The organism is Sphingomonas mollis (genome assembly GCF_016427505.1).
Lineage (GTDB): Bacteria > Pseudomonadota > Alphaproteobacteria > Sphingomonadales > Sphingomonadaceae > Sphingomonas > Sphingomonas mollis.
Map to the genome: position 1 here is coordinate 278,539 of NZ_JAELXS010000002.1, position 23,174 is coordinate 301,712.

The following is a 23,174-nucleotide window of genomic DNA, read 5'->3' on the forward strand; positions in this document are numbered from 1 at the left end:
GGAGCAGATCGCATGACCCGCATCATCGGCCTGCGCACCATCGACCTGCGCTTCCCCACCAGCCTCGCGCTCGACGGGTCGGACGCGATGAACCCCGATCCCGATTATTCGGCCGCCTATGTCATCCTCGATACCGATACGCCGGGGCTGGAAGGCCATGGCCTGACCTTCACAATCGGCCGGGGCAACGACATCTGCGTCGCCGCGATCGAGGCGATGCGCCATCTGATCGTCGGGCTGGAACTGGACTGGATCGCCGAGAATCCGGGCCGGATGTGGCGGCATCTGACCGGCGACAGCCAGCTTCGCTGGATCGGGCCGGACAAGGGGGCGATGCACCTGGCGACCGGCGCGGTCGTCAACGCGATCTGGGATCTGTGGGCGAAGGCGGTGGGCAAGCCGGTCTGGCAACTGGTCGCCGACATGAGCCCCGAGCAGATCGTGGACGCGATCGATTTCCGCTATCTGACCGATGCGATCACGCCCGACGAGGCGCTGGCGCTGCTGACCGAACGGGCGGCGGGCAAGGCGGAGCGGATCGCCACGCTGATGGCGGAGGGCTATCCCTGCTACACCACCTCGTCCGGCTGGCTGGGCTATGACGATGCGAAGCTGCGCCGGCTGACTCAGGAAGCGGTCGATGCCGGATTCACGCATGTGAAGCTGAAGGTTGGTCGCGATCTGGCCGACGATATCCGCCGGGTGCGGATCGCGCGCGACGTGCTGGGGCCGGATCGGCGGCTGATGATCGACGCCAATCAGGTGTGGGAGGTCGGCGAGGCGATCGACTGGGTCCGCGCGCTGGCCTTTGCCGATCCGTGGTTCATCGAGGAGCCGACCAGCCCCGACGACGTGCTGGGCCACGCCGCGATCCGGGCGGCCATCGCGCCGGTGAAGGTCGCGACGGGCGAGATGTGCCAGAACCGCATCCTGTTCAAACAGTTCATGGCGGCCGGCGCGATCGATATCGTCCAGCTGGACGCGTGCCGCATCGGTGGCGTCAACGAGGCGCTGGCGGTGATGCTGCTGGCGGCGAAGTTCGGACTGCCGGTCTGCCCGCATGCCGGCGGCGTCGGCCTGTGCGAATATGTCCAGCATCTGTCGATGATCGACTACCTGTGTTTCTCCGGGACGACGGAGGGCCGCGTGACGGAATATGTCGACCACCTGCACGAGCACTTCGTCGATCCGTGCGTGATCCGGGGGGCCGCGTACATGCCGCCGACCCGGCCGGGCTATTCGATCGAGATGAAGCCCGCGGCGCTCGTTCATTACCGGCACGTGTCATGAACCTGGACCTCGCCGGCAAGGTCGTGATCGTGACCGGCGGCGGGTCCGGCATCGGCGCAGGCATCGTGGCGGCGCTGGTGGCGGAACAGGCAAAGCCGGTCATCGTATCGCGCTCGCCGTCGGCAACGCCGCTGGGCGAGGCGCTGTTCGTGCAGGCCGAACTGAGCGACGACGCGGCCTGTGCCACCGCAGTGGCCGAAGTGATCGACCGGTTCGAGCGGATCGACGGGCTGGTGAACAACGCGGGCGCCAATGATTCGGTCGGGCTGGACCGGTCGCCAGCGGATTTCCGGGCGTCGCTCGATAATAATCTCGTTCATTACTTTGCGATGGCGCACCACGCCCTGCCTCATCTCCGCGCGACACGCGGCGCGATCGTCAACATCTCGTCGAAGACCGCGCTGACGGGCCAGGGCAACACCAGCGCCTATGCCGCCGCCAAGGGCGCGCAACTGGCGCTGACCCGCGAATGGGCGGTGGCGCTGGCGCCCGATGGCATCCGGGTCAACGCGGTCGTGCCGGCGGAGGTGGATACGCCGCTTTATGCCGAATGGCTGGCGACGTTCGACGACCCCGCCGACAAGCGCGCGGCGATCGAGGCGCGCATTCCCCTTGGTCACCGTATGACGACGCCGGCAGAGATCGCCGATACCGTCGTGTTCCTGCTGTCCGACCGCGCCGCCCATACGACGGGACAATGGCTGTTTGTCGACGGCGGTTACGTCCATCTGGATCGCGCGATCCCCTAACAACGATAGAACAACCGCCAGGAGAGGCGCATGACCAGCCAAAGAGCACGCTACGTCCCGGCGATCATATTGACCGTCTCGCTGTTCTTCCTGTGGGGAATGGCGAACAACCTGAACGATATCCTGATCGCCCAGTTCAAGAAGGCGTTCACCCTGTCGGATTTCGAGACGAGCTTCGTCCAGCAGGCATTCTATCTCGGCTATTTCTGCCTTGCGATCCCGGCGGCGCTGGTGGTGCGGGCGCGGGGGTACAAGACGGCGATCGTCATCGGCCTGTTGCTATACGCGGCGGGTGCCCTGCTCTTCTATCCGGCGGCGCATTATGGCGAGTACCGGTATTTCCTCGCGGCGCTGTTCGTCATCGCCTCCGGCCTCGCGTTTCTGGAGACGTCCGCCAATCCGCTGATGACCGAACTGGGCGATCAGGCGGGCGCGGCGCGGCGGCTGACCTTTGCGCAGGCGGCCAATCCGGTCGGCACGCTGGCCGGCGTGCTGATCGGCAAATATTTCATCCTGTCCGACATCGTCCAGAACGACGCGCAGATCGCCGCAATGACGCCAGCCGCGCGCGAGGCGTTCTATCGTACCGAGATCCAGGCGGTGCAGACGCCGTATCTGGTCATCGGTCTGGTCGTGCTGGCCTTCGCCCTGATCGCCGCGATGGTCCGCTTTCCCGATCATCGCGAGACGGAGGAGGCGGCAGAGGTCACCGTCACGCCGCGCTTCGTCGAGGTCTTTCGCCATCCCCGGCTGTTGTTCGCCGCCGTCGCGCAGTTCTTCTATGTCGGCGCGCAGGTGGGACTGTGGAGTTACACCATCCGCTATGCGCAGGCCAACGTGCCGGGCATGATCGAGCGGACCGCCGCCGATTATCTGTTCGCCAGCCTGTTGCTGTTCGGCATCGGCCGCTTCGCCGGTGCCTTCCTGATGGGCCGGATCGCGCCGTCGCGCTTGCTGGCGGCATTCGCAGGGATCAGCCTGTTGCTGGCGGTCGCGGCCGGGCTTATCGGCGGGATGACGGGATTGCTGTTGCTGGTCGGCGCCAGCTTCTTCATGTCGATCCAGTTTCCGACGATCTTCGCGCTCGGCATCGACGGGCTGGGGCCGCTGCGCCGGGCGGGCGCGTCGCTGATCGTGATGGCGATCATCGGCGGCGCGGCGGTGACGGCGGTGATGGGGCATTTGTCGGATATCGCCGGGATCAACATGGCGATGCTGGTGCCGGCGATGGCCTTTCTGGTCGTGCTGGTGTTCGCCCTGTGTCAGCCGCGCAGGCCGATCACGATGGATCACTGATCGGGCAGTCGATAGGCCGCCTTCGCATTGCCGCCGAAGATGGCGTCGACGTGATCGGGGCAGCGCGCCGTGATGTGTTCCATCGCAACCGCGTGGACACGGGCGTAATCGGCGGCAAGCATGCAGACCGGCCAGTCGGATCCGAAGATCAGGCGATCGGGTCCGAAACAGTCGAGCAGATGATCGACATAGCGGGCCAGATCGTCCGGTCGCCACGCCGCATGATCGGCCTCCGTCACCAGCCCCGACAACTTGCACCAGACGCCGGGGTAGCGCGCGGTCCGGGCGATGGCATCGGCCCATGGCTGCCAACCCCCCGCCGCGATGGGCGGCTTGCCGCCGTGGTCGAGGATGAAGCGGCCATCGCCGACCCGGTCGAGGAAGGCGGGGACGTGGCCGGCCTGTCGCGGATAGACCAGAATATCATAGGCCAGCCCCGCCGCGGTCGCCGCCCGCACGCCGTTCGTAAAATCGTCGCGGAGCATGAAGCGATCGTCTGGCTCGTCCTGAACGACATGCCGCAACCCCACCAGCCGGGGGTGGCGCAGCGTGGCGATCCGATCGGCGATGTCCGGCGCGCACAGGTCCGCCCAGCCCACTACCCCGGCGATCCAGGGATAACGCTCGGTCAGCGCCAGCAACCAGAGCGTTTCGGCTTCGGTTTGGGATGCCTGCACGGCGATCGATCCGTCGATGCCGGCGCGGTCCATCGCGACCCGTACGTCCGGCGGCAGGCGATCCTGCGCAAGGGCGGTGGCGGGATCGATCCAGCCGAGGGCGACCGGATCGTATCGCCAGAAATGTTGATGGGCATCGATCGTGCGCACCGTTGCTCTCCTCGATCCACCATCGGCCACCGATCGAGGGGGCGCTCAAGCGAGGCGCCCCCTCTATCTCAAACCGTCGCGACGCGTTCCAGTCTGGGCGACAGGATATGTACCGCACCCAGCGCCAGGAAGTAGGCGGAGCCGGCGACGTAGAACAGCGGCGCATAGCTGCCGATGCCGTCGAGGACGAAGCCGGCATATTTCGCCATCATCATACCGCCGATCGCGCCGACCGTGCCGCCGATGCCGATCACCGACCCCACCGCCGCGCGCGGAAACAGATCGGACGGCAACGTATAGAGATTGGCCGAGAACGCCTGATGCGCCGCCGTCGCGATGCCGATGACCAGCACCGCCACCCACAGATTGTCGATCGACTGCGCGAACAGCACCGGCGTGACCGCGAAGGCGCAGACCAGCATCGTCGATTTCCGTGCGAAATTGACGGTGCGGCCGCGCGCGATCAGCCGTGACGACATCCATCCACCCGCCACGCTGCCCAGATCGGACAACAGATAGATCGCGACCAGCGGCGGCCCGAAGCTGAGCAGGTCGAGGTCGTACCGGTCGCCGAGATAGCCGGGCAGCCAGAACAGGAAGAACCACCAGATCGGGTCGATGAAAAACTTGCCGAGCGCATAGGCCCAGGTTTCGCGCCGGGTGGCGATCCGCCGCCAGCCGATCGCGGTGCCGGTATCGGCCGGGTCCTGTTCGATCCACGCCAGTTCGGCGCCGGTGACCTTTTTGTGCTCGCGCGGACGGCGATAGATCGCCAGCCATGCGATCAGCCACACGAAGCTGACCACGCCCGTCACGACGAACGCCATCCGCCAGCCATAGGTGATCGTCAGGACGGGGATCGCCAGCGGGGTGATGATCGCGCCAATATTGGCGCCGGCGTTGAACACGCCGATCGCGAAGGCGCGTTCCTTCGCAGGAAACCATTCGGTCACCGCCTTGATGCCGGCGGGGAAATTGCCCGCCTCGCCGATGCCCAGACCGAACCGGGCCATCGCGAACTGCGTGACGCTATAGGCGCCGCCATGCGCGATATGCGCCAGTTGCCAGATGACGAACGCCACCGCGTACCCCATCCGCGCGCCGATCACGTCGACCAGCCGCCCGAACCCCAGATACCCGATCGCATAGGCCATCTGGAAGAAGAAGATGACGTTGGCGTAATCCGTCTCGGTCCAGCCGAGATCGGCGGACAGGGTCGGCTTCAGCACGCCGATCATCTGACGATCGACATAGTTGATGACCGTCGCCATGAACAACAGCGCGACGATGCTCCAGCGGTAGCGCCCCGAACGCTCGACCGCGCTCCCTATCGTTTCAGCCCGGCCCGGTTCCATGTCCCGCTTCCACTCCCATTGCCTGTGCCGGCATGGCCGCGTCGATCGCGCAGCTCACCCGCATTTCGCCGAAATCGGCCTCGAACCGCTGACCCGGTCGCACGACATGCACCCCGGTCACCGCCCCCGACGATACCCATTGTCCGGGCGCCAATGACAGCCCGCGCGCCGACAGGCAATCGACCAGAAACGCGACCGCGCCAATCGGGCCATCCAGCATCGCCCGGGCGCTCGCCTGTCCCACCACGACGCCGTCGATCCGCGACACTACCGGCCAGTCGAGAAAGTCCAAGCTCTGCCAATCCGGCACCGGATCACCGATCAGCAATCCGAAATTATTGCCGTAATCGCTGATCGTGACCAGCGGCCCGTCCCGATTGATATGGGCATAGGGCGAACTGGCGATCTCGACCCCGATATGGACGGCATCGACCAGCTCCAGCGCCTCGTCGAGCGTCAGGCGGATACGACCCGACGGCGGTGCACGACCGATGCGAACGCAGAACTCCGCTTCGCCGGCGGCGAAGCCATCGGCGATCACGGGCAGCGTGGCGGTATCAGCCGCACTGTACACCTGATCCGCAAAGATCGGGCCGGCCAGTCGATTGGTCCCGAGAACGCCATCGAGTGGCGCCGGGATACGCCCGACCTTCCAGCCGGCGATGGATCGGCCATCGATCGCGATCGCCCTGTCCTGAATGGCATAGGCGCGATCCAGCGTTTCGGGTCGGGCGCCCGGATACTCGGAAACGCCGTACGCGCCGCGTCGCGCCGCAACGAAGGCCTGCGCGATCCGGTCCTCGTTATCCATGCCCGCTCCACCGATCTGCTTCATCCTGCAATCGATATGGGAAACCGGTGTCATCGACAAGGGTGTTTTCGCCGGACGATTGGCGACGAGAACGATCCCCTGTATCGTCCGGTATGGAAAAGAGCGTGCAGCCCACGATCAACGATGTGGCCCGGCTGGCGGGAGTGTCGAAGAAGACCGTCAGTCGCGTCATAAACCGCTCGCCACTGCTCAACGACGACACGCGGCGGCGGGTGGAGGAAGTGATCGCGGACATGGGCTATGTCCCCAATCCGCAGGCTCGCGCACTGGCGCTGCGGCGCAACTTCCTGATCGGTCTGATCCACGACAACCCCAACGCGCAGATGGTGTTGCGCGTCCAACAGGGCCTGCTGGAGGTGCTGCGCGATACGGAATTCGAACTGATCGTCCATCCGGTTGATCGCGGTGCGCCGGAGATGCACGATGACATCCGCCTGTTTCTGGAACGCCAGCGACCATATGGCGTGATGCTGTTGCCGCCGATTTCGGAGAATGACGAACTGGCCCTATTATGTGCCTCGATCGGCTGCCGGTATGTGCGGATGGGATCGGCGGCGTTCGACGGGCCTGACCATATGGTCGCGTCCAACGACCGCGAAGCCGTGCGTGGCGCGTTGGCGCAATTGATCGGCATGGGCCACCGGCGCATCGGCCTGATCGCGGGGCCGCACGGTTTCCGGTCGGCGCATGAACGGCGATCGGGATATGAGGAAGCGATGGCGGCCGCCGGGATCGACGTCTCAAGGAACTGGATCGCACAGGGCGACTACACCTTCGAATCCGGGATGCGGGCGGGCGAGCGGCTGCTCGACCTGTCGCCACTGCCCACCGCGATCTTCGCCTCGAACGACGAGATGGCGGCGGGGGCGCTCCACGCCGCCCGCCAGCGCGGGTTGGACGTGCCGGCCGATCTGTCGATCCTGGGGTTCGACGACACCTCGATCGCCTCGCACCTCTGGCCTCCCCTGACGACGATCCGCTGGCCGATCGCGCCGATGGCACGCGCCGCCGCACTGAAGCTGATCGGGTCGGCGGACAAGGACGATGACGGCGCGCTGTTCGTATCCACCCTGATCCGCCGCGCGTCGGTCGCCGCGCCGGGTGGCTAGAGTCGAAAGCGATCAGGTTTGCTCCACTCCCGTTCGCCCTGAGCGAAGTCGAAGGGCAGCCCTCCACAAGATGCTTCGACTGCGCTCAGCACGAACGGCTGGGTAAAGCTGGTCGAAACCGACTCTAAGATGGCGCCGATCAGCGACGCATCGCGCGATCGCGTTCGCTGAGCGCTTCCTGGATCGGCCCCTTCTGCCCCGGATAGCGGCCTGACCGCGGCTCCATCGTGGCGAGGTTCCAGTCCGCCTCCACGAACGGCGCGGCGGTCGGCACCGGGTGCGGATATTCGCTCACCTCGCGCTCGTCGTCGATGATCTTGCCCCGTCCCTCCGCCACGAAGAACAGCACGCGGATATCGTCGGCATCGCGGTCCCATGGCCGCGCGCCGGCATTGGCGAGGACATGCGTTTCCACCTGCCGCGCGCCCAGCACCGGCAGGCCGGCCGGCCAGACCGGCGGCGTCTTCGTCTCGATCAGCCGCGCTTCCGTTTCGCCATAGCGGCCGAACATCGGCAGCGGCTTGCCATGCCTGTCGACCGCGATGTTGTCGCGGCCATGATAGCTGAGGTCGCCATCCCCCCCCAGCATCAGGAACGGCAGCCCGTCGTCGGTCGACGGCCCACCCCGCATGACGTTGCCGACCGCGGCCAGCTTGCCGGTCTGATAGGGCTGGCCCGCCCATTCCAGCGCCATCAGGTTGTAATGGATGCCACGCTTGCCGGGATCGTAGATCAGGTTGTTGACCACCGCCGCCTGCACGCCGCCCTTCAACAACGGGCTGCGCTCGACATTATGGGCATAGACGTTGCGCCAGATCAGGATGTCGGTGGCGTTGTCGTGGATCAGCGATCCCTTGCTATGCTCGCCCTTGGGATGGCTGGCGTCGGCCAGTCCCTCGGCGAGCAGATTATAGCTGAAGGTGATGTCGTGGCTGGTGTTGCGCCGCCATTCGTCGGGCGTCGCGCCTTCGAACCGGGGACCGGAGGCGGACAGGTTCTCGTCGAGCGCCCAGCTCATCGTACAGTGATCGACGATCACATTGTGCGCGGCGACGGTATTCATCGCGTCGACCTCCCATCCCGATCTTTTGGGCTGGCCATCGACGCCGGGGCGGACGCGGATATGGCGGACGATCACGTCGTGCGCCCGGATGTCGATGCCGCCCCGGATGATCGTGATCCCCGGTGACGGCGCGGTCTGGCCGGCGATCGTCAGGAACGGTTCGGTGATCGTGATCGTCGTGCGGCGCAGGTCGATCACCCCGCCCACCTCGAACACGACGATGCGCGGCCCCTTCGTCTCCAGCGCCGCCCTGAACGATCCGGGGCCATCGGGGGCCAGCGTCGTCACCCGCACGATCTGGCCACCCCGCCCGCCCGGAGTCGCGGCGGCCCACCCTTGCGCCCCCGGAAAGGCGGATACGGCGGCGGGTCCCGTCGTCTGCGCCGATACCGGTGCGGTCAATATGCCGGCCAGCAGCAACAAATGGGTGGAGATGCGCATAATAATCCTCTCGCCTCGACTCATTGCTGACCAATGTCGCCCGTCCGCCCTGATTATGACACCGGTTACTCGAATGGCAACAGCGCGGCTTTCGACACTGCACCACACCTTGTCCGTCGGATTACAGCGGCGCGTCGATGTCGAACACCACGCCGTCCGGCCGGTAATCGACCCGCGCCTTGCCCCGGATGTGCTGGGCGAGCACCCGTTCGATCATCCGCGACCCGAAACCGGTGCGGGTCGGCGTGACAACCGGCGGGCCGCCACTCTCTTGCCAGCGGAACGCAAGTCGCCGGCCGGTCACGCCTGCGTCGATATGCCAGGCGATCGTCACATGGCCGTCCGCCACCGACAGCGCGCCGTATTTGGAGGCATTGGTCGCCAGTTCGTGCAGCGCCATCGAAAAGGCGAGCGCGACGCGCGGTTCCAGCTTCACGTCCGGGCCGTCCATCGTCAGTCGCCGGCCCTTCGTATCATCGAACGGCGCCATGACGCCGGCGACGATGTCGCCGATCGCCGCACCCTCCACCTCCTCGCGCAGCAACAGGTCGTGCGCCACGGCGAGCGAGGCGATACGGCCGGCGATCGTGTCGCGCGCCGCCTCCATCGATCCGGCATCGCGCAGCGTCTGGTTGACGATCGCGCCGACGGTAGCGAGCGTGTTTTTGACGCGGTGGGTCAACTCGCCCGCCAGCAGTTCGCGGTGCTCCTCCATGCGCCGGCGTTCGGTGATGTCCGTCGAAAAGCCGCTCATCGACAGCGGACTGCCATCCCGACGGGTCAGCAACTCGCCGCGGATCGCCGCCCATCGCACCTCGCCCGCAGGGGTGACGAGGCGATATTCGATGTCGTAATCGGCGCCGGTCGCGATCGTCCGGTCGATCGCGGCCAGCACCCGGTCGCGATCCTCGGGATGGATGGCGGCGCGGAGGTCGTCATAATCGAACGGTTCATGCGCGGCGCGGCCGAACACCGCCTTGCAGCCCGTCGATGCGTCGAGACGCCCGGTGGCGGGATCGAGCGTCCACGCCCCCAGTCGCCCCGCCTTCAACGCGAATTCCAGCCGGGACGCGCTGTCGGCCAGATCGACCTGTTGCCGACGCTCCAGGGTGACGTCGTGTTGCGAGGCGACGAAATAGCACAGCTCGCCATCCGCATCGAACACCGGTGCGATATGCAGGCGGTTCCAGAAGGGTGTCCCGTCCTTGCGATGATTGAGCAGATCGATCACGATCCGCTCACGCCGGGCGATCGCCGTCCGCAGCCGATCGACATCCGCCGCCGCGGTCAATGGCCCCTGCAGGAACCGACAATTGCGGCCGACCACCTCGTCGCGTCGATAGCCGGTCAGTTGTTCGAACGCGTCGTTGATATGGACGATCGGATTGTCGGGCAGGCGGGGATCGCTGATCGCCATCGGCAGCACGGCCTCGCGGAAGCCCGCGACGAACGGATCGGCCGGATCGAATCGTTCATCGAAGCCGATCGCGGACGGCGCACCATCGCTCGCCGGCGGGACGTTCGCGACGGCATTCGGGTTCTCAATCTGTTCCACCGGAATGTGCTAGCCGAGTTGCGCCGGACCGGACAATAGGCGGATTACGCCAAAGCGGCCGTATCGAACGGGCGGTCGATCGATGGCTGCGGTTCGGTGAACCATGCCGCGCCCGTATCGGTGACGTGGAAATGATCCTCCAGCCGGATGCCGAAGCGGTCGGGCACGACGATCATCGGCTCGTTGGAGAAACACATGCCGGGCGCCAGCGGCGTCCGGTCGCCCCGCACCAGATAGGCGGGTTCGTGGATCGACAGGCCGATGCCATGGCCGGTGCGATGCGGCAGGCCGGGCAACCGGTAATCGGGGCCGAGGCCACCTGCCTCCAGTACCGATCGCGCGGCGGCATCGACCGCCTCGCACGTCACGCCGGGCGCGGCGGCGGCGAAGGCGGCGGCCTGTGCGTCGTGTTCCAATTGCCAGATGTCGCGGATTTCCTGATCCACATGGCCGAAGGCATAGGTGCGGGTGATGTCGGAATGATAGCCACCGACGTGGCAACCGGTGTCGATCAGCACCAGTTCGTTGTCGCCCAGATATTGCTCGCCGGGCAGGCCATGGGGGAACGCGGTCGCGCGACCGAACTGAACGATGCAGAAGAACGATCCGCCCCCGCCGATCGCATGATGCGCGGCATCGATGAAGCGGACGACCTCGCCCGCCGCGATCCCCGGCCGCAGGATGCGCGCGGCGCGTTGCTGCACCTCCAGCGTCATCACCTTGGCCTCCGCCAGCAACGCCAGCTCGGCGGGCGACTTGATCGTCCGGCACCCGTCGATCGCCGCCGCCCCGTCGATCACCGACAGCCCCGCCGCGCGCAGTTTCTCGCCCCAGCCGAACGGCAGCAGCGGATCGATCGCGATCCGGCCCATTCCCGTCGCGGCATCGACGACGAGCGCGATCGGGTCTTCGTTCTCCTCCCACAGCCGCAGGTCGCCGGTGATGGCGAGATCGGCTTCCAGCGTTCCGCGTTCGAACCGCGGACAGATGACGATCGGCTCGCCATGAACAGGCAGGAGGAGCGCGACCATCCGCTCGCTCGCACCCCAGGGAACACCGGTGAAATAGCGCAGGCTGGCGCCGGTATGGACCAGCAGCGCATCGGCCCCGATCCCCGCCGTCAGCGTCCGCGCCCGATCCAGCCGCGCTGCATATTCGGAGGCCACGATGGCCGGCGCACGGGTTGCGGGCGGGCGGATCGCCGCGAGTTCGGTGGCGGCGTCCGAAGTACCGATCGTCATGGTCGCTCCTGTCCTAAAATCGTGCGATATCGAACGGCGTGCAGTCGATCGCCGGTGCCTCGCCCAGCACCATCGCCGCCATCAATTCCCCCGTGACGGGCGCCAGCGTCAAGCCCAGATGCTGATGCCCGAACGCGTAATAGAGATTGTCCGCCCGACGCGACCGGCCGATCGCCGGCAGGTAATCGGGCAAGGTCGGGCGCGCGCCGATCCAGCGCCGGAACGGCCCGGTGATCGGCAGGCCCAGCGCGGCGACATGCCGTTCCAGCCGTTCCCATTTGCGCAGGTCGGGCGGCGCATCGGCGCGGCCGAACTCGACGAACCCGGCCACCTGCACGCTGTCGGCATAGCGCGTGACGATGATCGACCGGTCCTCGAACACCACCGGCGGCAGGTCGGCGGGCCAGCGATCGGCCGCCGCCCGGATGTGATAGCCGCGCTCGGCGATCAGCGGCACGGCGTCGCCCGCCGCCGCCATCAGGTCGCGCGACCCGATGCCGGCCGCGACGATGATCCGGTCGGCGTCGAAACCCGGCACATGGACCCCCGCCCCGCGCCGCTCGATCGTGGCGGTGCCGCGTTCGATCCGCACGCCCGCCGCGATCAGGGCATGATCGAACGCCGCCGCCAGCGCGTCGAGATCGGCAACCTGGCCGCTGCCGCTGAACCGGATCGCATCGACGACGTTGGGCGACAGTACGGACAATATTGCGCGATCGTTGGCGTCGATTTCACCGACCCGCGCCGTGCCGGTGTTCGCCGCCTGCCAAGCTGCACGGCCCCTCGCGGCACTGCTTGCATCTTCCCAAGCGACGAGATGACCCTGCTCGCGCAGCAGATCCGGCGCGCCCAGCCCCGCCGCGAGCCGCCGCCATGCCGGCATCGCCTCGGCCAGCAGCGATCCCAGCGCCGCTTCCCCCGCCGCAAACCGGCGCGGCTGCGTCGATCGCAGCAGCCGCAACGCGAACGGCAGCCAGGTCGCGATCATCCGTGGCGGCAGGTCGAGCGGCCCGCCCCGCACGAACAGCCGGCGCGGCAACGACCGCACCATCGCGCGTGAGGCGAGCGGCGCCACTTGTTCGGTTGCGATATGTCCGGCGTTGCCCCAGGATGCGGCACGTTCGGCACATGCGGGATCGACTATCACAACCTGAACGCCCCTGCGTTGCAGGTGCCAGGCGATGGAACGGCCGACGACCCCGCCGCCGATGACCAGAATTTTCAGCATATGTCAGCGATCTTGTTGCACTGCGGAGACGAGTATCGTATACGGTATTCATTGACAAGACAGGGACGGCGAACATGACGATTGGCTGGCAAGGTGTTTTTCCGGCGGTGACGACACAGGTCCGCGCCGATTACTCGCTCGATATCACGGATACGCAGCGCGTGGTCGACGATCTGGTGAACGACGGTGTGACCGGTGTCATCGCGCTTGGCACCGTGGGTGAGAACAACTCGCTCACATCCGAGGAAAAGGTTACCGTGCTGACCGCGATCGTCGAGGCGGTCGATGGCCGCGTGCCGGTCATCACCGGCGTGTCCGAATACGACACCCGCCGCGCGGCCGACTATGCGCAGGCCGCCGAAAAGGCCGGGGCGGACGGCCTGATGCTGTTGCCGCCGATGGTCTATGTGCCCAAGCCGCACGAACTGGCTCTCCACTTCCGCGGCGTCGCCGAGAAGACGGCACTGCCGATCATGCTCTACAACAATCCGCCCGCGTATCGCACGTCGATCACCAACGAGGTGCTGGAGACGCTGGTCGATGTCGCCAACATCGTCGCGATCAAGGAATCGGCACCCGACACGCGCCGCTTCACCGACCTGCGCAATGCGTTCGGCGACCGGTACGTGCTGTTCGCCGGTCTGGACGACGTCGCGCTGGAGGGCCTGTATCTCGGCGCACAGGGCTGGGTATCGGGCCTGACCAACGCGTTCCCGCGGGAATCGGTCGAACTGGTCCGCGCCTTCGCGCGCGGCGATCACGCCAAGGCGATGGAGATCTATCGCTGGTTCATGCCGCTCCTGCACCTTGATGCCGAGCATGATCTCGTCCAGTCGATCAAGCTCGCCGAGCAGGTCATGGGTCGCGGGTCCGAGCGCGTGCTGCCGCCGCGTTACCCGCTGGAGGGTGCCCGCCGCGCCGAAGTGATCGCCATGGTCGAACAGGCCGCCGCGACCCGCCCGACGCTGACGCCCGCCACGCCTGTCGTCGAAGAGGTGGCGTGATAGACTGACCGTCATGCGCCACACCTTCTTCTGCATCGACGGCCACACCGCCGGCAATCCCGTCCGGCTGGTCGCTGGCGGCGCACCGCTGTTGCGGGGAGCCTCCATGTCGGAACGGCGTCAGGATTTCCTGGCCCGTTTCGACTGGATCAGGACGGGGCTATGCTTCGAACCGCGCGGTCATGCGATGATGTCGGGCGGGTTCCTGTACCCGCCGACGCGCGCCGATACCGACATCGGCATCCTGTTCATCGAGACCTCTGGCTGCCTGCCGATGTGCGGCCATGGCACGATCGGCATGGTGACGTTCGGGCTGGAACACGGGTTGATCCAGCCCGCGACGCCCGGCCGCCTCCGGGTCGAGGTGCCGGCCGGCGTGATCGACATCGCCTATGAAACGGAGGGCGACCGCGTCACCGCGGTGCGCATCACCAACGTTCCCGCCTATGTCGCCGCGCGCGGCGTAACGGTGACGGTGGAGGGGATCGGGCCGCTGACGGTCGATGTGGCCTATGGCGGCAATTACTACGCCATCGTGGAGCCGCAGGCGGGCTATCCCGGCCTCGACGCGGTGGGCGCATCGTGGCTGGTCGAGATGGGCCGGCGGGTGCGGGCGGCGGTCAGTGCGGCGGTGGAGCCGGTCCACCCGGTCGACCCCACGATCCGCGGCGTCAGCCATGTGTTGTGGGCCGATGCGCCGGCATCGAACGGCGCGGATGGGCGCAACGCGGTCTTCTATGGCGACGCGGCGATCGACCGGTCGCCCTGCGGCACCGGCACCTCGGCGCGGCTGGCGCATCTGGCGGATCGCGGCGCGCTGAAACCCGGCGACCGGTTCGTCCACGAAAGCTATATCGGCAGCCGCTTCATCGGCCGAGTCGAGGCGGCGACGACGATCGGCGAGACGCCGGCGATCATCCCCTCGATCGAGGGATCGGCGATCGCCACCGGTTTCAACACGATATGGATTGATCGTACCGATAGGTTCTGGGAAGGTTTCGAGGTCAAATGACGGCGCTCCTCGCGCCGGCCTGCCAAGGAAGCCGCTGTTGAGCATCGTCGTGCGTACCCTGTCCGATCAGGTATTCGAAATCGTGCGCGAGCGCGTGGTGACGGGATCGCTGCCCGCCGAGATGCCGATCCGGCAGGATGCGCTTGCCGCCGAACTGGGCGTCAGCAAGATTCCGCTGCGCGAGGCGCTGGCCCGGCTGGAGCAGGAGGGCCTGCTCATCAGCCAGGCCAATCGCGGCTATACGGTGCGGCGCATGTCCGCCGATCAGGCCGACGAAATCTACGCCCTGCGTCTGGCGATCGAGCCTTCGGCCGCTGCCGTCGGCGCCGTGCAGGCGGACGAACGCGCCCGAGCCGAGGCATGGCAGGCGTTTCAGGCGCTGGACGAGGCGGCGCACACCAATCTTGCCGAAGTCGCCGTCCGCAACCGCGAATTCCACACCGCGCTGGTCCGCCCCGGCGGCCGGTTGCTGACCACGCAGCTGGTCGAGCGGCTGGCGATCCTTGCCGAACGCTATGTGGTGGCGCACCTCGCCCCCGCGGGACGGGACGCGCGCGCCCATCTGGAACATCGCGGCATGATCGATGCGTGGCTGGCCCGCGATGCCGGTCAGGTCGAAACATTGCTTCACGCCCATATCGCCGGCACGCTCAGCGATCTGCGCGCACAATTCGCCACCGGATAGACTGACCGGGGAAACCCCGGCAGCACCGGCAATCAGGGTTAGAGGGGGTAATACCATGTCGATCATCGGACCGCGCAAGCCACTGGGCGCGCACGCGCCATCGGGGCAGGCGCTCGCCAAGACGCTCAGCTGGCCGCATCTGATCGCGCTGGGCGTCGGCGCGATCGTCGGCACCGGCATCTATACGCTGACCGGCGTCGGCGCCGAACGCGCCGGACCGGCAGTCATCCTCGCCTTCGCGATCGCCGGTGCGGTCTGCGCCTGCGCCGCGCTCGCCTATGCCGAACTGGCAACGATGATCCCGGCGGCGGGCAGCGCCTATACCTTCAGCTACACCGCGCTGGGCGAGACCATCGCCTGGGTCGTCGGGTGGAGCCTGATCCTCGAATATTCGCTCGCCTGTTCGACCGTCGCGGTCGGCTGGTCCGGCTATCTGGTCGGCTGGATCGAGGCGATCGGCATCCACCTGCCACCGGCCCTGCTGGTCGGGCCGCACGCGGGCGGCATCATCAATCTGCCCGCCGTGCTCGTGGCGCTGGCGGTGATGGGCATGCTGGTGGCCGGCACGCGCGAAAGCGCCACGCTGAACATCATCCTCGTCATCATCAAACTGGTCGCACTGACGGTGTTCGTGGCCTTCGCCGCACCGGCATTCGATTCCGCCAACCTCCACCCCTTCATGCCCTACGGCTTCGGCAGCACCGAGGTGGAGGGCACCAAGCGCGGCGTGATGGCCGCCGCCGCGATCGTCTTCTTCGCCTTTTACGGCTTCGATGCGGTCGCGACCTCGGCCGAGGAAGCCAAGAACCCCGGCCGTGACCTGACGATCGGCATCGTTGGATCGATGGTGCTGTGCACCGCTATCTACATGGCGGTCGCCGTCGCCGCGATCGGCGCGCTGCCGTTCCGCACGCTGGCCGACTCGCCCGAGCCGCTGGCGCTGGTCCTGCGTTCGCTGAACCAGCCGTTCGCCGCGCATGTCATCGCGCTGGCGGCGGTGATCGCCCTCCCCTCCGTCATCCTCGTCATGATGTACGGGCAGAGCCGTATCTTCTTCGTCATGGCGCGCGACGGCCTGTTGCCGCAGCGGCTGGCGACGGTCAGCAAGCGCAGCGGTGCGCCGACCCGGATCACGATCCTGACCGGCATCTCGATCGCCGCGGTCGCCGGCTTCTTCCGGCTGGACGAGATTGCCGAACTGGCCAATGCCGGCACGCTGATCGCCTTCATCGCGGTCGGTGCCTGCCTGATGGTGCTGCGTCGCACCGCCCCCGATGCCGCCCGCCTGTTCCGTTGCCCGGCGCCCTATGTCGTCGGCACGGGGGCGATCCTGGGGTGCCTGTACCTGCTGTACAGCCTGCCGGTCGCGACTTTGGTCCGCTTCGCCATCTGGAACGCGTTGGGGCTGATCCTGTATTTCGCGTTCAGCCGCCGGGCCAGCCTGTTGCGGCGCGGCGACGTCGCCGTCTGATCGACGCGTTCAGATACCGGCGGCGTGCTCCGCTGCCGGTACGAACGCGGCCGGCAGGCGCAGCGTCAGGCGGTCGGCATCGATCGCCAGCACCCCGCCCAGTTCGGTCGCCAGATTGCGCACCAGCCGCAGCGTGAAGCCTGCGCCCAGCAATGGCGCGCCATCGCCGCCGCTGCCGATCCCGCCATCCAGGCTGAACAGCGCGTCACCAGGCAGATCGGCCAGCGCGCGCGGCCGATCGACCGTCACCACCGCCTGATCGCCGACGGGATGGACCGCCACGCCGATCCGCTCCCCCGGCTGGGCGGCGGAGACCAGCGCCGCCAGCAACCGCGCGAACAGGCGCTCGGCCGCGCGGTCGTCGGTCGCGGCGACCGTGTCCTCGCCCGACAGCATCAGCGTCGCACCCCGCTGGCGGGCGAGCGGTTCCATATCCTGCATCGTCCGCGCGACCAGTTCGCCCAGCATCACCTCCGCCGGCCGCAGGTCGAGCGCACCGCCCTCGATCCGGGCAGCGGTATCGAGATCGTCGATCGCGGCGAGCAGGTCCACCGCCTGATGGCGGATCGCACCTGCGCGAAGGCGATAGGAGGCCGGCACCGGCCCCAGCAATTCGGTTTCGATCAATTCGGCGAACCCGGCGACCGCATTGGCGGGCGTGCGCAGTTCATGGACCAGCTGGCGCAGGCCATCCGACATCGTGACCTGCGCGGCGGTGGCCGGCGCGGCGCTTTCATGGCGCAGCGGCCGACGGCCGGTGCCGTAATAACCGGTGAAGCGACCACTCGCCGCCTCGAACCGGGGCGTACCCGCGATCCGCCACGATCCCGCCGCGTCCGACAGACCACCGACCTCCAGCCGCAGATCGACGAAGCGGGCACGCTGGCGAAACGCGGCGGCGGCGCCGGCATCGAGCCGCGCCAGCCCCTGTAACGGCGCCTGCGCCCCCGGTATCAGCGCCGATCCGCCCGGCATCGCCAGCGACACGCCGACCAGCGCCCCCCGCGCCACGCCCTCGACCCAGCGGATCACGCCCGTGGCATCGGTTTCGAAGCGGAACCCGTCCTCGATCGGCTCCGGCGCCATCGATGCCGGACGCTCGTCACGCCCGCGATTGAACGCCTCGATCCGGGCGACCAGATCGGCGATCTCGAACCGTGGCGGCGGGGCGATGGGCGGCACGTCGAACCGGCGCAGTGCATCGGCAACCAACGGCAGGCCGCGCGTGATATCGCCCAGCGCGGTGAACGGCGTCGCCGACCAGGGCATCGTCGGAGACGGCGTCAGATCGACGGCCGAAACAGGCGCCGCCTCGCTGGTCGGTTCCGCCAGGTCAAGAATGTCGGCAAGATCGTCGGGTTCATCGACGATCGGGATGACGGCCGCTTCCTCCACGACCCCGGTGTCGATGGGTTCGATGTCCCTGTCGATGTCCCCGTTGATGTCCTCGTCGATCGGTTCGGCCATCTCGATCGCCTCGACCGTCTCATCGGACAGGACGAAATCCACCGACCCCAGACTTTCCAACCCGCGCTTCACCTCGTCATGCAGATCGCGCCGCTGTCGCAGGATCGAACGACCGGCCGGTGACAGGCCGCTGATAAGACCCAGCCAGTCATCGACCGGCAGGGCGACCATCCGTAACACCGGCGCCGCGATGGCCAGTTCGTCGGCGGCGAAGAACCCGACGAGCACCGCCGGTGGCCGGGCGAAAGCCAGAGCCCGTGCGCTGGCGACGCGAACCGGCAGCGGCACGACCTCGCGCAGCGATGCCAGCCGCGCCATGTTCTCGTCCGTCGCCTCGATCCGACCACGGCCCATCAGGTCGACCAACTGACGCCACGCCGACTGGGCACCCAATCCGGGTCCCTGGTCGGCCGATAGCACCGTGGTCAGGCTGTCGTCGAAACGCAAAACAGGCAACTCCCTCGCTTCACCGTAGCGCGTGTGGTGAAACAGGTCCTTAATTAACCCGAATAGACCGCGATACGATTGATTTGTCGATGTCGCGTTGTGGGACAATTGCGGTAGAGAGCAATTATATTATTTGAGCGAGGGCATCGCCGATCGGTCATGCCATCAAGGGGAATGCAAAGAATGCCGATCGATCGAATCGACCGCCAGATCCTGTCTCTGCTGCAAGCCGATGGCCGCATGACCAACGTCGATCTCGCCGAACGGGTCGGCCTGACCGCGCCTCCCTGCCTGCGCCGCGTGCGCGCGCTGGAGGAGGCCGGGGCGATCCGGGGCTATCACGCCGATCTGGATGCGGCGCGGCTCGGCTATCCGATCACGGTGTTCGCGATGGTGTCGTTGCGCAGTCAGGCCGAACACGACCTGTCGGCCTTCGAAAATCACGTCGCCGCCATTCCCGAAGTGCGCGAATGCCATATGCTGAATGGTGAGATCGACTTCATCCTGAAGATCGTCGCATCCGATCTGAAGAGCTTTCAGGAAATCCTGACGACGCACCTGACGCCGGCACCCAACGTCGCCAGCGTCAAGACGTCGCTGACGATCCGCACCGCCAAATCGATCTCGGGTATCCCCGTCCCTCCCGAATGATGTCCCGCCCGAATAATCCGTTCAATACGAGAAGGGGGGCGGCATCGCTGCCACCCCCCTTCGTCGTTTCATCCGATGGCAGACGGATCAGGCCGTGGGTGCATTCAGATACGCCGTCCACAGCGAAGCGATGCCCGATCGCGGTGCGGTCTTCACCGCATCGAATGCCGCCTTGGCACCGGCCTTGTCGCCCGACTTGGCGAGCGCGATGCCGAGATGCGTGTTGACCTCGTCCGCATCGACCCCACCCTTTTGCAGGGCGACCCGGTACAGCGCCGCTGCCTCGGTGAAATTGTCCTGACCCAGATAGGCGTCCGCCGTGCCGGCGGCGAGCTTGCCGTTGGCGGCGGCATTGGCGCGCGTCTTGAGCGGCGCCAGCGACCCTTCGGCCGCGGCCGCGCGCGTCGCTTCGGTCAGCAGGCTCTTGGCCAGCGTGTTGCCGGCCGGGATCTTGCCCGCTGCCTGACCTTCCTTGATGACCGCGGCGGCTTCGGCCGGCAGGCCGCGGCGCTGCACGTCATCGGCATATTCCAGATAGTCGTTCTGGTCGGCCAGCGCCTTCGTCGACCGAAGCAGGCGGAACAGGTCGATCTTCTGGTTGTCGTCCAGCTTCGCGATCGAATTGCTCGACAGGCCATAGGTGACGACGACGTCGCGCCAGTTCTTGGCCGTCGGATAGGCGGTGACGTAATCCTGCAGCCACGTCATCGTCTGCGGCAGCTTGGCCGCATTCGACCGGGCGATGCCATACCGATAGACGTCCTCGGGCGCCTTCTGGCCGCTCGTGTTCATCTGCTGCACGGTCGTCTGCAGGTCGGCCAGGCCGCCCGGCACGTCGCCGCCGCCGACCTTGGCCTGGGCGATCTGCAGGCCCAGGTTCGAATCGGTGTACCCCAGTTCGCGCGCCTGCGTGAAGAACTGGATCGCGGTCGGGAACTGCTTGCCGTTATAGGCGAGCAGGCCGCGCTGATAGGCCAGCTTGCCCTTCTCGGCGGCCGGCGTCTTCGCACTGGCGAGCAGCGCTTCCATGGGCTTGGCCAGACCGGTCTCGTCGACTGGCGCATTGGGGTTCGCGGCGCGTGCGTTCTGAATCTTGATCTGCTCCAGATTATACCGGAGCGCGGCGGCGAAATACTTGTCGTCGTCGGTCTTCGCCACCGTTTCGAGCTGCACAACGGCAGGCTCGGCGGTCGCGACATCCTTGGCGGCGAGCGCGGTCTGCGCCGTCTGTGCCGCCTTCAGCGCGTCCGGGCTCATCTTCGGCCCGGTATCTTCCTTCGACTTCTTCTGGGCGATCGCGGGCGGGGCCAGCACGACGCCGGCGGCACCGGTGGACAGCGCCAGCGCCATCGTAAGCTTGGAAAACGTCTTCATGGTCGTGGAACTCTCCTGTTGAGCGTCGACGCGTCGATGCGAACGCTTAGCCGCGCGGCCACCCGCCATCAAGCGAGCCGGACCCTGTTGGTTCCATCGCAACCGTGCGCTGAACCGAATTTGAACGGCAAGATCCGCATGGCGAATTGTATGGTGGGGCCGCCGCGTCTATCCGGCGGCGACCATGATCGCCGTCATCTCCCCCGCCAAGACGCTGGACTATGAAAGTCCCCTGCCCCCGCTGGAGGCAACCACGCCCCGCTTCGCGGCCGAAGCCGACACGCTCGCCCGCGCCGCCGCCAATCTGGGGCCGAAGAAACTCGGCGCGCTGATGAAGATATCGCCGGCGCTGGCGACGCTGAATGCACACCGGTTCCGCGACTTCGCCGACGCTCCCCGGCGTCCGGCGCTCTTCGCCTTCGCCGGCGACGTCTATACCGGCCTCGACGCGGCGACGCTTGAGGAGCCGGCGATCGACTATGCGCAGGAGCATCTTAGGATGCTGTCGGGCCTGTATGGCCTGCTCCGCCCGCTCGATGCGATGCGGCCTTACCGGCTGGAGATGGGCACCCGCTGGGCGCCGCGGCGCGACCGGCTGACCGACTGGTGGCAGGGCCGCATCGCCGATGCGCTGGCGGACGATCTGGCGGCGGAGGGATCGGGCACGGTCCTGAACCTCGCCAGCCAGGAATATTGGGCCGCCGTCGATGGCCGGCTGCCGAAGGAAACCCGCGTGATCGCCGTCGATTTCCGCGACGGCGACCGTTTCATCAGCTTCCACGCCAAGAAGGCGCGCGGGATGATGGCGCGGTGGCTGGTCGAACACCGGGTGGAGAAGGTCGACGACATGAAGGCATTCGATACCGACGGCTATCGCTTCGTCGCCGGCGACAGCACCGACGACCAGTGGCGGTTCGCGCGATGAGCGCCATCAAATCGGCGATCGTCATCGGCGCATCGGGCGGCATCGGCGCGGCGCTGGTCGCGGCGTTGGCCGAAGAGGATGTGCCGGTGCGCGGTCTCGCCCGCTCCTTCACCGGCCGCGACCATCTCGACCTGGTGGACGAGACCAGCATCGCCGCCGCCGCCGCGACGCTGACGACGCCGCCCGACCTGATCTTCCTCGCCACCGGCCTGCTGCACGAGGGCGACGCCGGCCCCGAAAAGACGATGGCCGCGCTCGATCCCGTCTGGCTGGCGCGGCAATATGCGGTGAATGCCATCGGCCCCGCCCTCGTCGCCAAGCATTTCCTGCCACGTATGCCGAAGACCGGTCGCGGCGTCTTTGCCGTGCTGTCCGCCCGCGTCGGCAGCATCGGCGACAACAAGCTGGGCGGCTGGTACGGCTATCGCGCCGCCAAGGCCGGGCTAAACCAGCTGATCCGGTCGCTGGCGATCGAGGAGCGTCGCCGCAACGACCGCACGATCGTCGTCGGCCTGCACCCCGGCACCGTCGATACCGCGCTATCGAAACCCTTTCAGGCGAACGTTCGTGCGGATCAACTGTTCGCCGCGGACCGCGCCGCCGTGCAACTGCTCGACGTGATCGACGGCCTGAAAGCCCCCGACAGCGGCCGCCTGTTCGCATGGGACGGCACCGAGATCACACCATAACTTCGTGTCCGAAAGTTCATGCGGCGGCCACCGCACGATCAACAGGGGCGGCGCATAAGGTCCTCACCGCCGCCAGTTTCCCCCTCCCTTTTCCGGCGGCGGCCACATCTGGATGAGGATCGCTATCATGAACAGGTCGCTCCCCTTCGCCGTGCTCGCCGGCGCCTCGCTCTTTTCGGCCACCGCCGCCTTGGCCGTATCGCCCCAGGCGAAGCCCGCGCCGAAGACCGCCGCCACCGCCGCGCACCGCACCACCGCCGTCCACATGACCAGCACCACCCGCACCACGACCACCGCCCCCGCCGGCAAGGCCCGCATGGTCACCGCCAGGCTCGCCAACGGCAAGACCGTGACCTATAACTGCTCGCTGCCCGGCAACGCGTCGAAGCAGGCGTGCAAATGATCGCCCCACGCGCGCGTACGAGTCCTGTACGCGCGCGTGACATAGGCGGCCGGAACGACT

The 23,174-nt window shown here is 67.1% G+C and carries 21 protein-coding genes; 12 read left to right on the plus strand and 9 right to left on the minus strand.

Going from position 1 to position 23,174, the window contains the following annotated elements:
• Window positions 1-12: 12 nt before the first annotated feature.
• The 3 genes from JAO74_RS04745 to fucP are packed head-to-tail and all read left to right on the plus strand — an operon-like array spanning window position 13 to window position 3,335.
• The gene (locus JAO74_RS04745) at window positions 13-1,290 is read left to right on the plus strand and encodes an L-fuconate dehydratase (protein WP_199035663.1); all 1,278 of its coding nucleotides are present in this window, start codon (window positions 13-15) and stop codon (window positions 1,288-1,290) included.
• Window positions 1,287-2,039: an L-fucose dehydrogenase gene (locus JAO74_RS04750; protein ID WP_199035665.1), complete on the plus strand. Its 753-nt coding sequence runs from the start codon at window positions 1,287-1,289 to the stop codon at window positions 2,037-2,039. The genes JAO74_RS04745 and JAO74_RS04750 overlap by 4 nt, the downstream gene beginning before the upstream one ends.
• A gap of 30 nt (window positions 2,040-2,069) precedes the next feature.
• Window positions 2,070-3,335: an L-fucose:H+ symporter permease gene (gene fucP, locus JAO74_RS04755; protein ID WP_199035667.1), complete on the plus strand. Its 1,266-nt coding sequence runs from the start codon at window positions 2,070-2,072 to the stop codon at window positions 3,333-3,335.
• Here the strand turns inward: fucP and JAO74_RS04760 are convergent.
• The 3 genes from JAO74_RS04760 to JAO74_RS04770 form a co-directional block, all read right to left on the minus strand.
• Window positions 3,329-4,162: an amidohydrolase family protein gene (locus tag JAO74_RS04760; RefSeq protein ID WP_199035670.1), complete on the minus strand. Its 834-nt coding sequence runs from the start codon at window positions 4,160-4,162 to the stop codon at window positions 3,329-3,331. The genes fucP and JAO74_RS04760 overlap by 7 nt on opposite strands.
• A gap of 68 nt (window positions 4,163-4,230) precedes the next feature.
• On the minus strand, window positions 4,231-5,517 hold the full coding sequence (locus tag JAO74_RS04765) for an MFS transporter (protein ID WP_199035672.1): 1,287 nt from the start codon (window positions 5,515-5,517) through the stop codon (window positions 4,231-4,233).
• Window positions 5,498-6,352: a 2-keto-4-pentenoate hydratase gene (locus tag JAO74_RS04770; RefSeq protein WP_233150671.1), complete on the minus strand. Its 855-nt coding sequence runs from the start codon at window positions 6,350-6,352 to the stop codon at window positions 5,498-5,500. Before JAO74_RS04770 ends, JAO74_RS04765 begins: the two co-directional genes overlap by 20 nt.
• Before the next feature lie 89 nt (window positions 6,353-6,441).
• Between JAO74_RS04770 and JAO74_RS04775 the strand changes: the two genes are divergently transcribed.
• Entirely contained in the window at window positions 6,442-7,458 is a 1,017-nt protein-coding gene (locus tag JAO74_RS04775) for a LacI family DNA-binding transcriptional regulator (RefSeq protein WP_199035674.1), read from the plus strand.
• A gap of 139 nt (window positions 7,459-7,597) precedes the next feature.
• Here JAO74_RS04775 and JAO74_RS04780 read toward each other — a convergent pair whose 3' ends face one another.
• The 4 genes from JAO74_RS04780 to JAO74_RS04795 all read right to left on the minus strand — a co-directional run bounded on the left by JAO74_RS04780 (window position 7,598) and on the right by JAO74_RS04795 (window position 12,986).
• Complete coding sequence (locus tag JAO74_RS04780) at window positions 7,598-8,962, minus strand: pectate lyase family protein (RefSeq protein ID WP_199035679.1); 1,365 nt, start codon at window positions 8,960-8,962, stop codon at window positions 7,598-7,600.
• Window positions 8,963-9,083: 121 nt separating this feature from the next.
• Window positions 9,084-10,517, minus strand: a complete 1,434-nt coding sequence (locus tag JAO74_RS04785) for a PAS domain-containing protein (RefSeq protein WP_332908731.1) — start codon at window positions 10,515-10,517, stop codon at window positions 9,084-9,086.
• Window positions 10,518-10,561: 44 nt separating this feature from the next.
• Window positions 10,562-11,758, minus strand: coding sequence for a M24 family metallopeptidase (locus tag JAO74_RS04790; RefSeq protein ID WP_199035680.1), 1,197 nt, complete (start codon window positions 11,756-11,758; stop codon window positions 10,562-10,564).
• A 13-nt stretch (window positions 11,759-11,771) separates the two neighbouring features.
• Window positions 11,772-12,986 carry an NAD(P)/FAD-dependent oxidoreductase gene (locus JAO74_RS04795; protein ID WP_199035681.1) on the minus strand — a complete coding sequence of 405 codons (1,215 nt, stop codon included), beginning with the start codon at window positions 12,984-12,986 and terminating at the stop codon, window positions 11,772-11,774.
• 74 nt (window positions 12,987-13,060) lie between these two features.
• Here JAO74_RS04795 and JAO74_RS04800 point away from each other — a divergent pair, with 74 nt between their 5' ends.
• Genes JAO74_RS04800 through JAO74_RS04815 form a run of 4 tightly spaced genes read left to right on the plus strand, consistent with a single transcriptional unit; the run spans window position 13,061 to window position 17,158 of the window.
• The gene (locus JAO74_RS04800; protein WP_199035682.1) at window positions 13,061-13,990 is read left to right on the plus strand and encodes a dihydrodipicolinate synthase family protein; all 930 of its coding nucleotides are present in this window, start codon (window positions 13,061-13,063) and stop codon (window positions 13,988-13,990) included.
• Window positions 13,991-14,003: 13 nt separating this feature from the next.
• Window positions 14,004-15,002, plus strand: a complete 999-nt coding sequence (locus tag JAO74_RS04805) for a 4-hydroxyproline epimerase (protein ID WP_199035684.1) — start codon at window positions 14,004-14,006, stop codon at window positions 15,000-15,002.
• Between the two features lie 37 nt (window positions 15,003-15,039).
• The gene (locus JAO74_RS04810; RefSeq protein ID WP_199035686.1) at window positions 15,040-15,687 is read left to right on the plus strand and encodes a GntR family transcriptional regulator; all 648 of its coding nucleotides are present in this window, start codon (window positions 15,040-15,042) and stop codon (window positions 15,685-15,687) included.
• 55 nt (window positions 15,688-15,742) lie between these two features.
• Complete coding sequence (locus JAO74_RS04815) at window positions 15,743-17,158, plus strand: amino acid permease (RefSeq protein WP_199035689.1); 1,416 nt, start codon at window positions 15,743-15,745, stop codon at window positions 17,156-17,158.
• Between the two features lie 9 nt (window positions 17,159-17,167).
• Here JAO74_RS04815 and JAO74_RS04820 read toward each other — a convergent pair whose 3' ends face one another.
• Window positions 17,168-19,072, minus strand: coding sequence for a sensor histidine kinase (locus JAO74_RS04820; protein WP_199035691.1), 1,905 nt, complete (start codon window positions 19,070-19,072; stop codon window positions 17,168-17,170).
• 183 nt (window positions 19,073-19,255) lie between these two features.
• Between JAO74_RS04820 and JAO74_RS04825 the strand changes: the two genes are divergently transcribed.
• Entirely contained in the window at window positions 19,256-19,723 is a 468-nt protein-coding gene (locus JAO74_RS04825; protein WP_199035693.1) for an Lrp/AsnC family transcriptional regulator, read from the plus strand.
• 87 nt (window positions 19,724-19,810) lie between these two features.
• On the opposite strand, the gene JAO74_RS04830 is transcribed toward JAO74_RS04825, so the two are convergent.
• On the minus strand, window positions 19,811-21,097 hold the full coding sequence (locus JAO74_RS04830) for a hypothetical protein (RefSeq protein ID WP_199035695.1): 1,287 nt from the start codon (window positions 21,095-21,097) through the stop codon (window positions 19,811-19,813).
• A 184-nt stretch (window positions 21,098-21,281) separates the two neighbouring features.
• Here JAO74_RS04830 and yaaA point away from each other — a divergent pair, with 184 nt between their 5' ends.
• The 3 genes from yaaA (at window position 21,282) to JAO74_RS04845 (ending at window position 23,114) form a co-directional block, all read left to right on the plus strand.
• A complete protein-coding gene (gene yaaA, locus JAO74_RS04835) occupies window positions 21,282-22,022 on the plus strand; it encodes a peroxide stress protein YaaA (RefSeq protein ID WP_199035697.1) in 741 nt (246 codons plus the stop codon).
• Window positions 22,019-22,711, plus strand: coding sequence for an SDR family NAD(P)-dependent oxidoreductase (locus tag JAO74_RS04840; RefSeq protein ID WP_199035699.1), 693 nt, complete (start codon window positions 22,019-22,021; stop codon window positions 22,709-22,711). Before yaaA ends, JAO74_RS04840 begins: the two co-directional genes overlap by 4 nt.
• Before the next feature lie 127 nt (window positions 22,712-22,838).
• Window positions 22,839-23,114 carry a hypothetical protein gene (locus JAO74_RS04845; protein WP_199035701.1) on the plus strand — a complete coding sequence of 92 codons (276 nt, stop codon included), beginning with the start codon at window positions 22,839-22,841 and terminating at the stop codon, window positions 23,112-23,114.
• The last annotated feature ends 60 nt before the right edge of the window (window positions 23,115-23,174 follow it).

Coding starts and splice junctions, on each gene's coding strand:
- JAO74_RS04745 (WP_199035663.1), top strand. CDS start 13: ATGACCCGCATCATCGGCCTGCGCACCATCGACCTGCGCTTCCCCACC.
- JAO74_RS04750 (WP_199035665.1), top strand. CDS start 1,287: ATGAACCTGGACCTCGCCGGCAAGGTCGTGATCGTGACCGGCGGCGGG.
- fucP (WP_199035667.1), top strand. CDS start 2,070: ATGACCAGCCAAAGAGCACGCTACGTCCCGGCGATCATATTGACCGTC.
- JAO74_RS04765 (WP_199035672.1), bottom strand. CDS start 5,517: ATGGAACCGGGCCGGGCTGAAACGATAGGGAGCGCGGTCGAGCGTTCG.
- JAO74_RS04770 (WP_233150671.1), bottom strand. CDS start 6,352: ATGAAGCAGATCGGTGGAGCGGGCATGGATAACGAGGACCGGATCGCG.
- JAO74_RS04775 (WP_199035674.1), top strand. CDS start 6,442: ATGGAAAAGAGCGTGCAGCCCACGATCAACGATGTGGCCCGGCTGGCG.
- JAO74_RS04780 (WP_199035679.1), bottom strand. CDS start 8,962: ATGCGCATCTCCACCCATTTGTTGCTGCTGGCCGGCATATTGACCGCA.
- JAO74_RS04790 (WP_199035680.1), bottom strand. CDS start 11,758: ATGACGATCGGTACTTCGGACGCCGCCACCGAACTCGCGGCGATCCGC.
- JAO74_RS04795 (WP_199035681.1), bottom strand. CDS start 12,986: ATGCTGAAAATTCTGGTCATCGGCGGCGGGGTCGTCGGCCGTTCCATC.
- JAO74_RS04800 (WP_199035682.1), top strand. CDS start 13,061: ATGACGATTGGCTGGCAAGGTGTTTTTCCGGCGGTGACGACACAGGTC.
- JAO74_RS04805 (WP_199035684.1), top strand. CDS start 14,004: ATGCGCCACACCTTCTTCTGCATCGACGGCCACACCGCCGGCAATCCC.
- JAO74_RS04815 (WP_199035689.1), top strand. CDS start 15,743: ATGTCGATCATCGGACCGCGCAAGCCACTGGGCGCGCACGCGCCATCG.
- JAO74_RS04825 (WP_199035693.1), top strand. CDS start 19,256: ATGCCGATCGATCGAATCGACCGCCAGATCCTGTCTCTGCTGCAAGCC.
- JAO74_RS04830 (WP_199035695.1), bottom strand. CDS start 21,097: ATGAAGACGTTTTCCAAGCTTACGATGGCGCTGGCGCTGTCCACCGGT.
- yaaA (WP_199035697.1), top strand. CDS start 21,282: ATGATCGCCGTCATCTCCCCCGCCAAGACGCTGGACTATGAAAGTCCC.
- JAO74_RS04840 (WP_199035699.1), top strand. CDS start 22,019: ATGAGCGCCATCAAATCGGCGATCGTCATCGGCGCATCGGGCGGCATC.
- JAO74_RS04845 (WP_199035701.1), top strand. CDS start 22,839: ATGAACAGGTCGCTCCCCTTCGCCGTGCTCGCCGGCGCCTCGCTCTTT.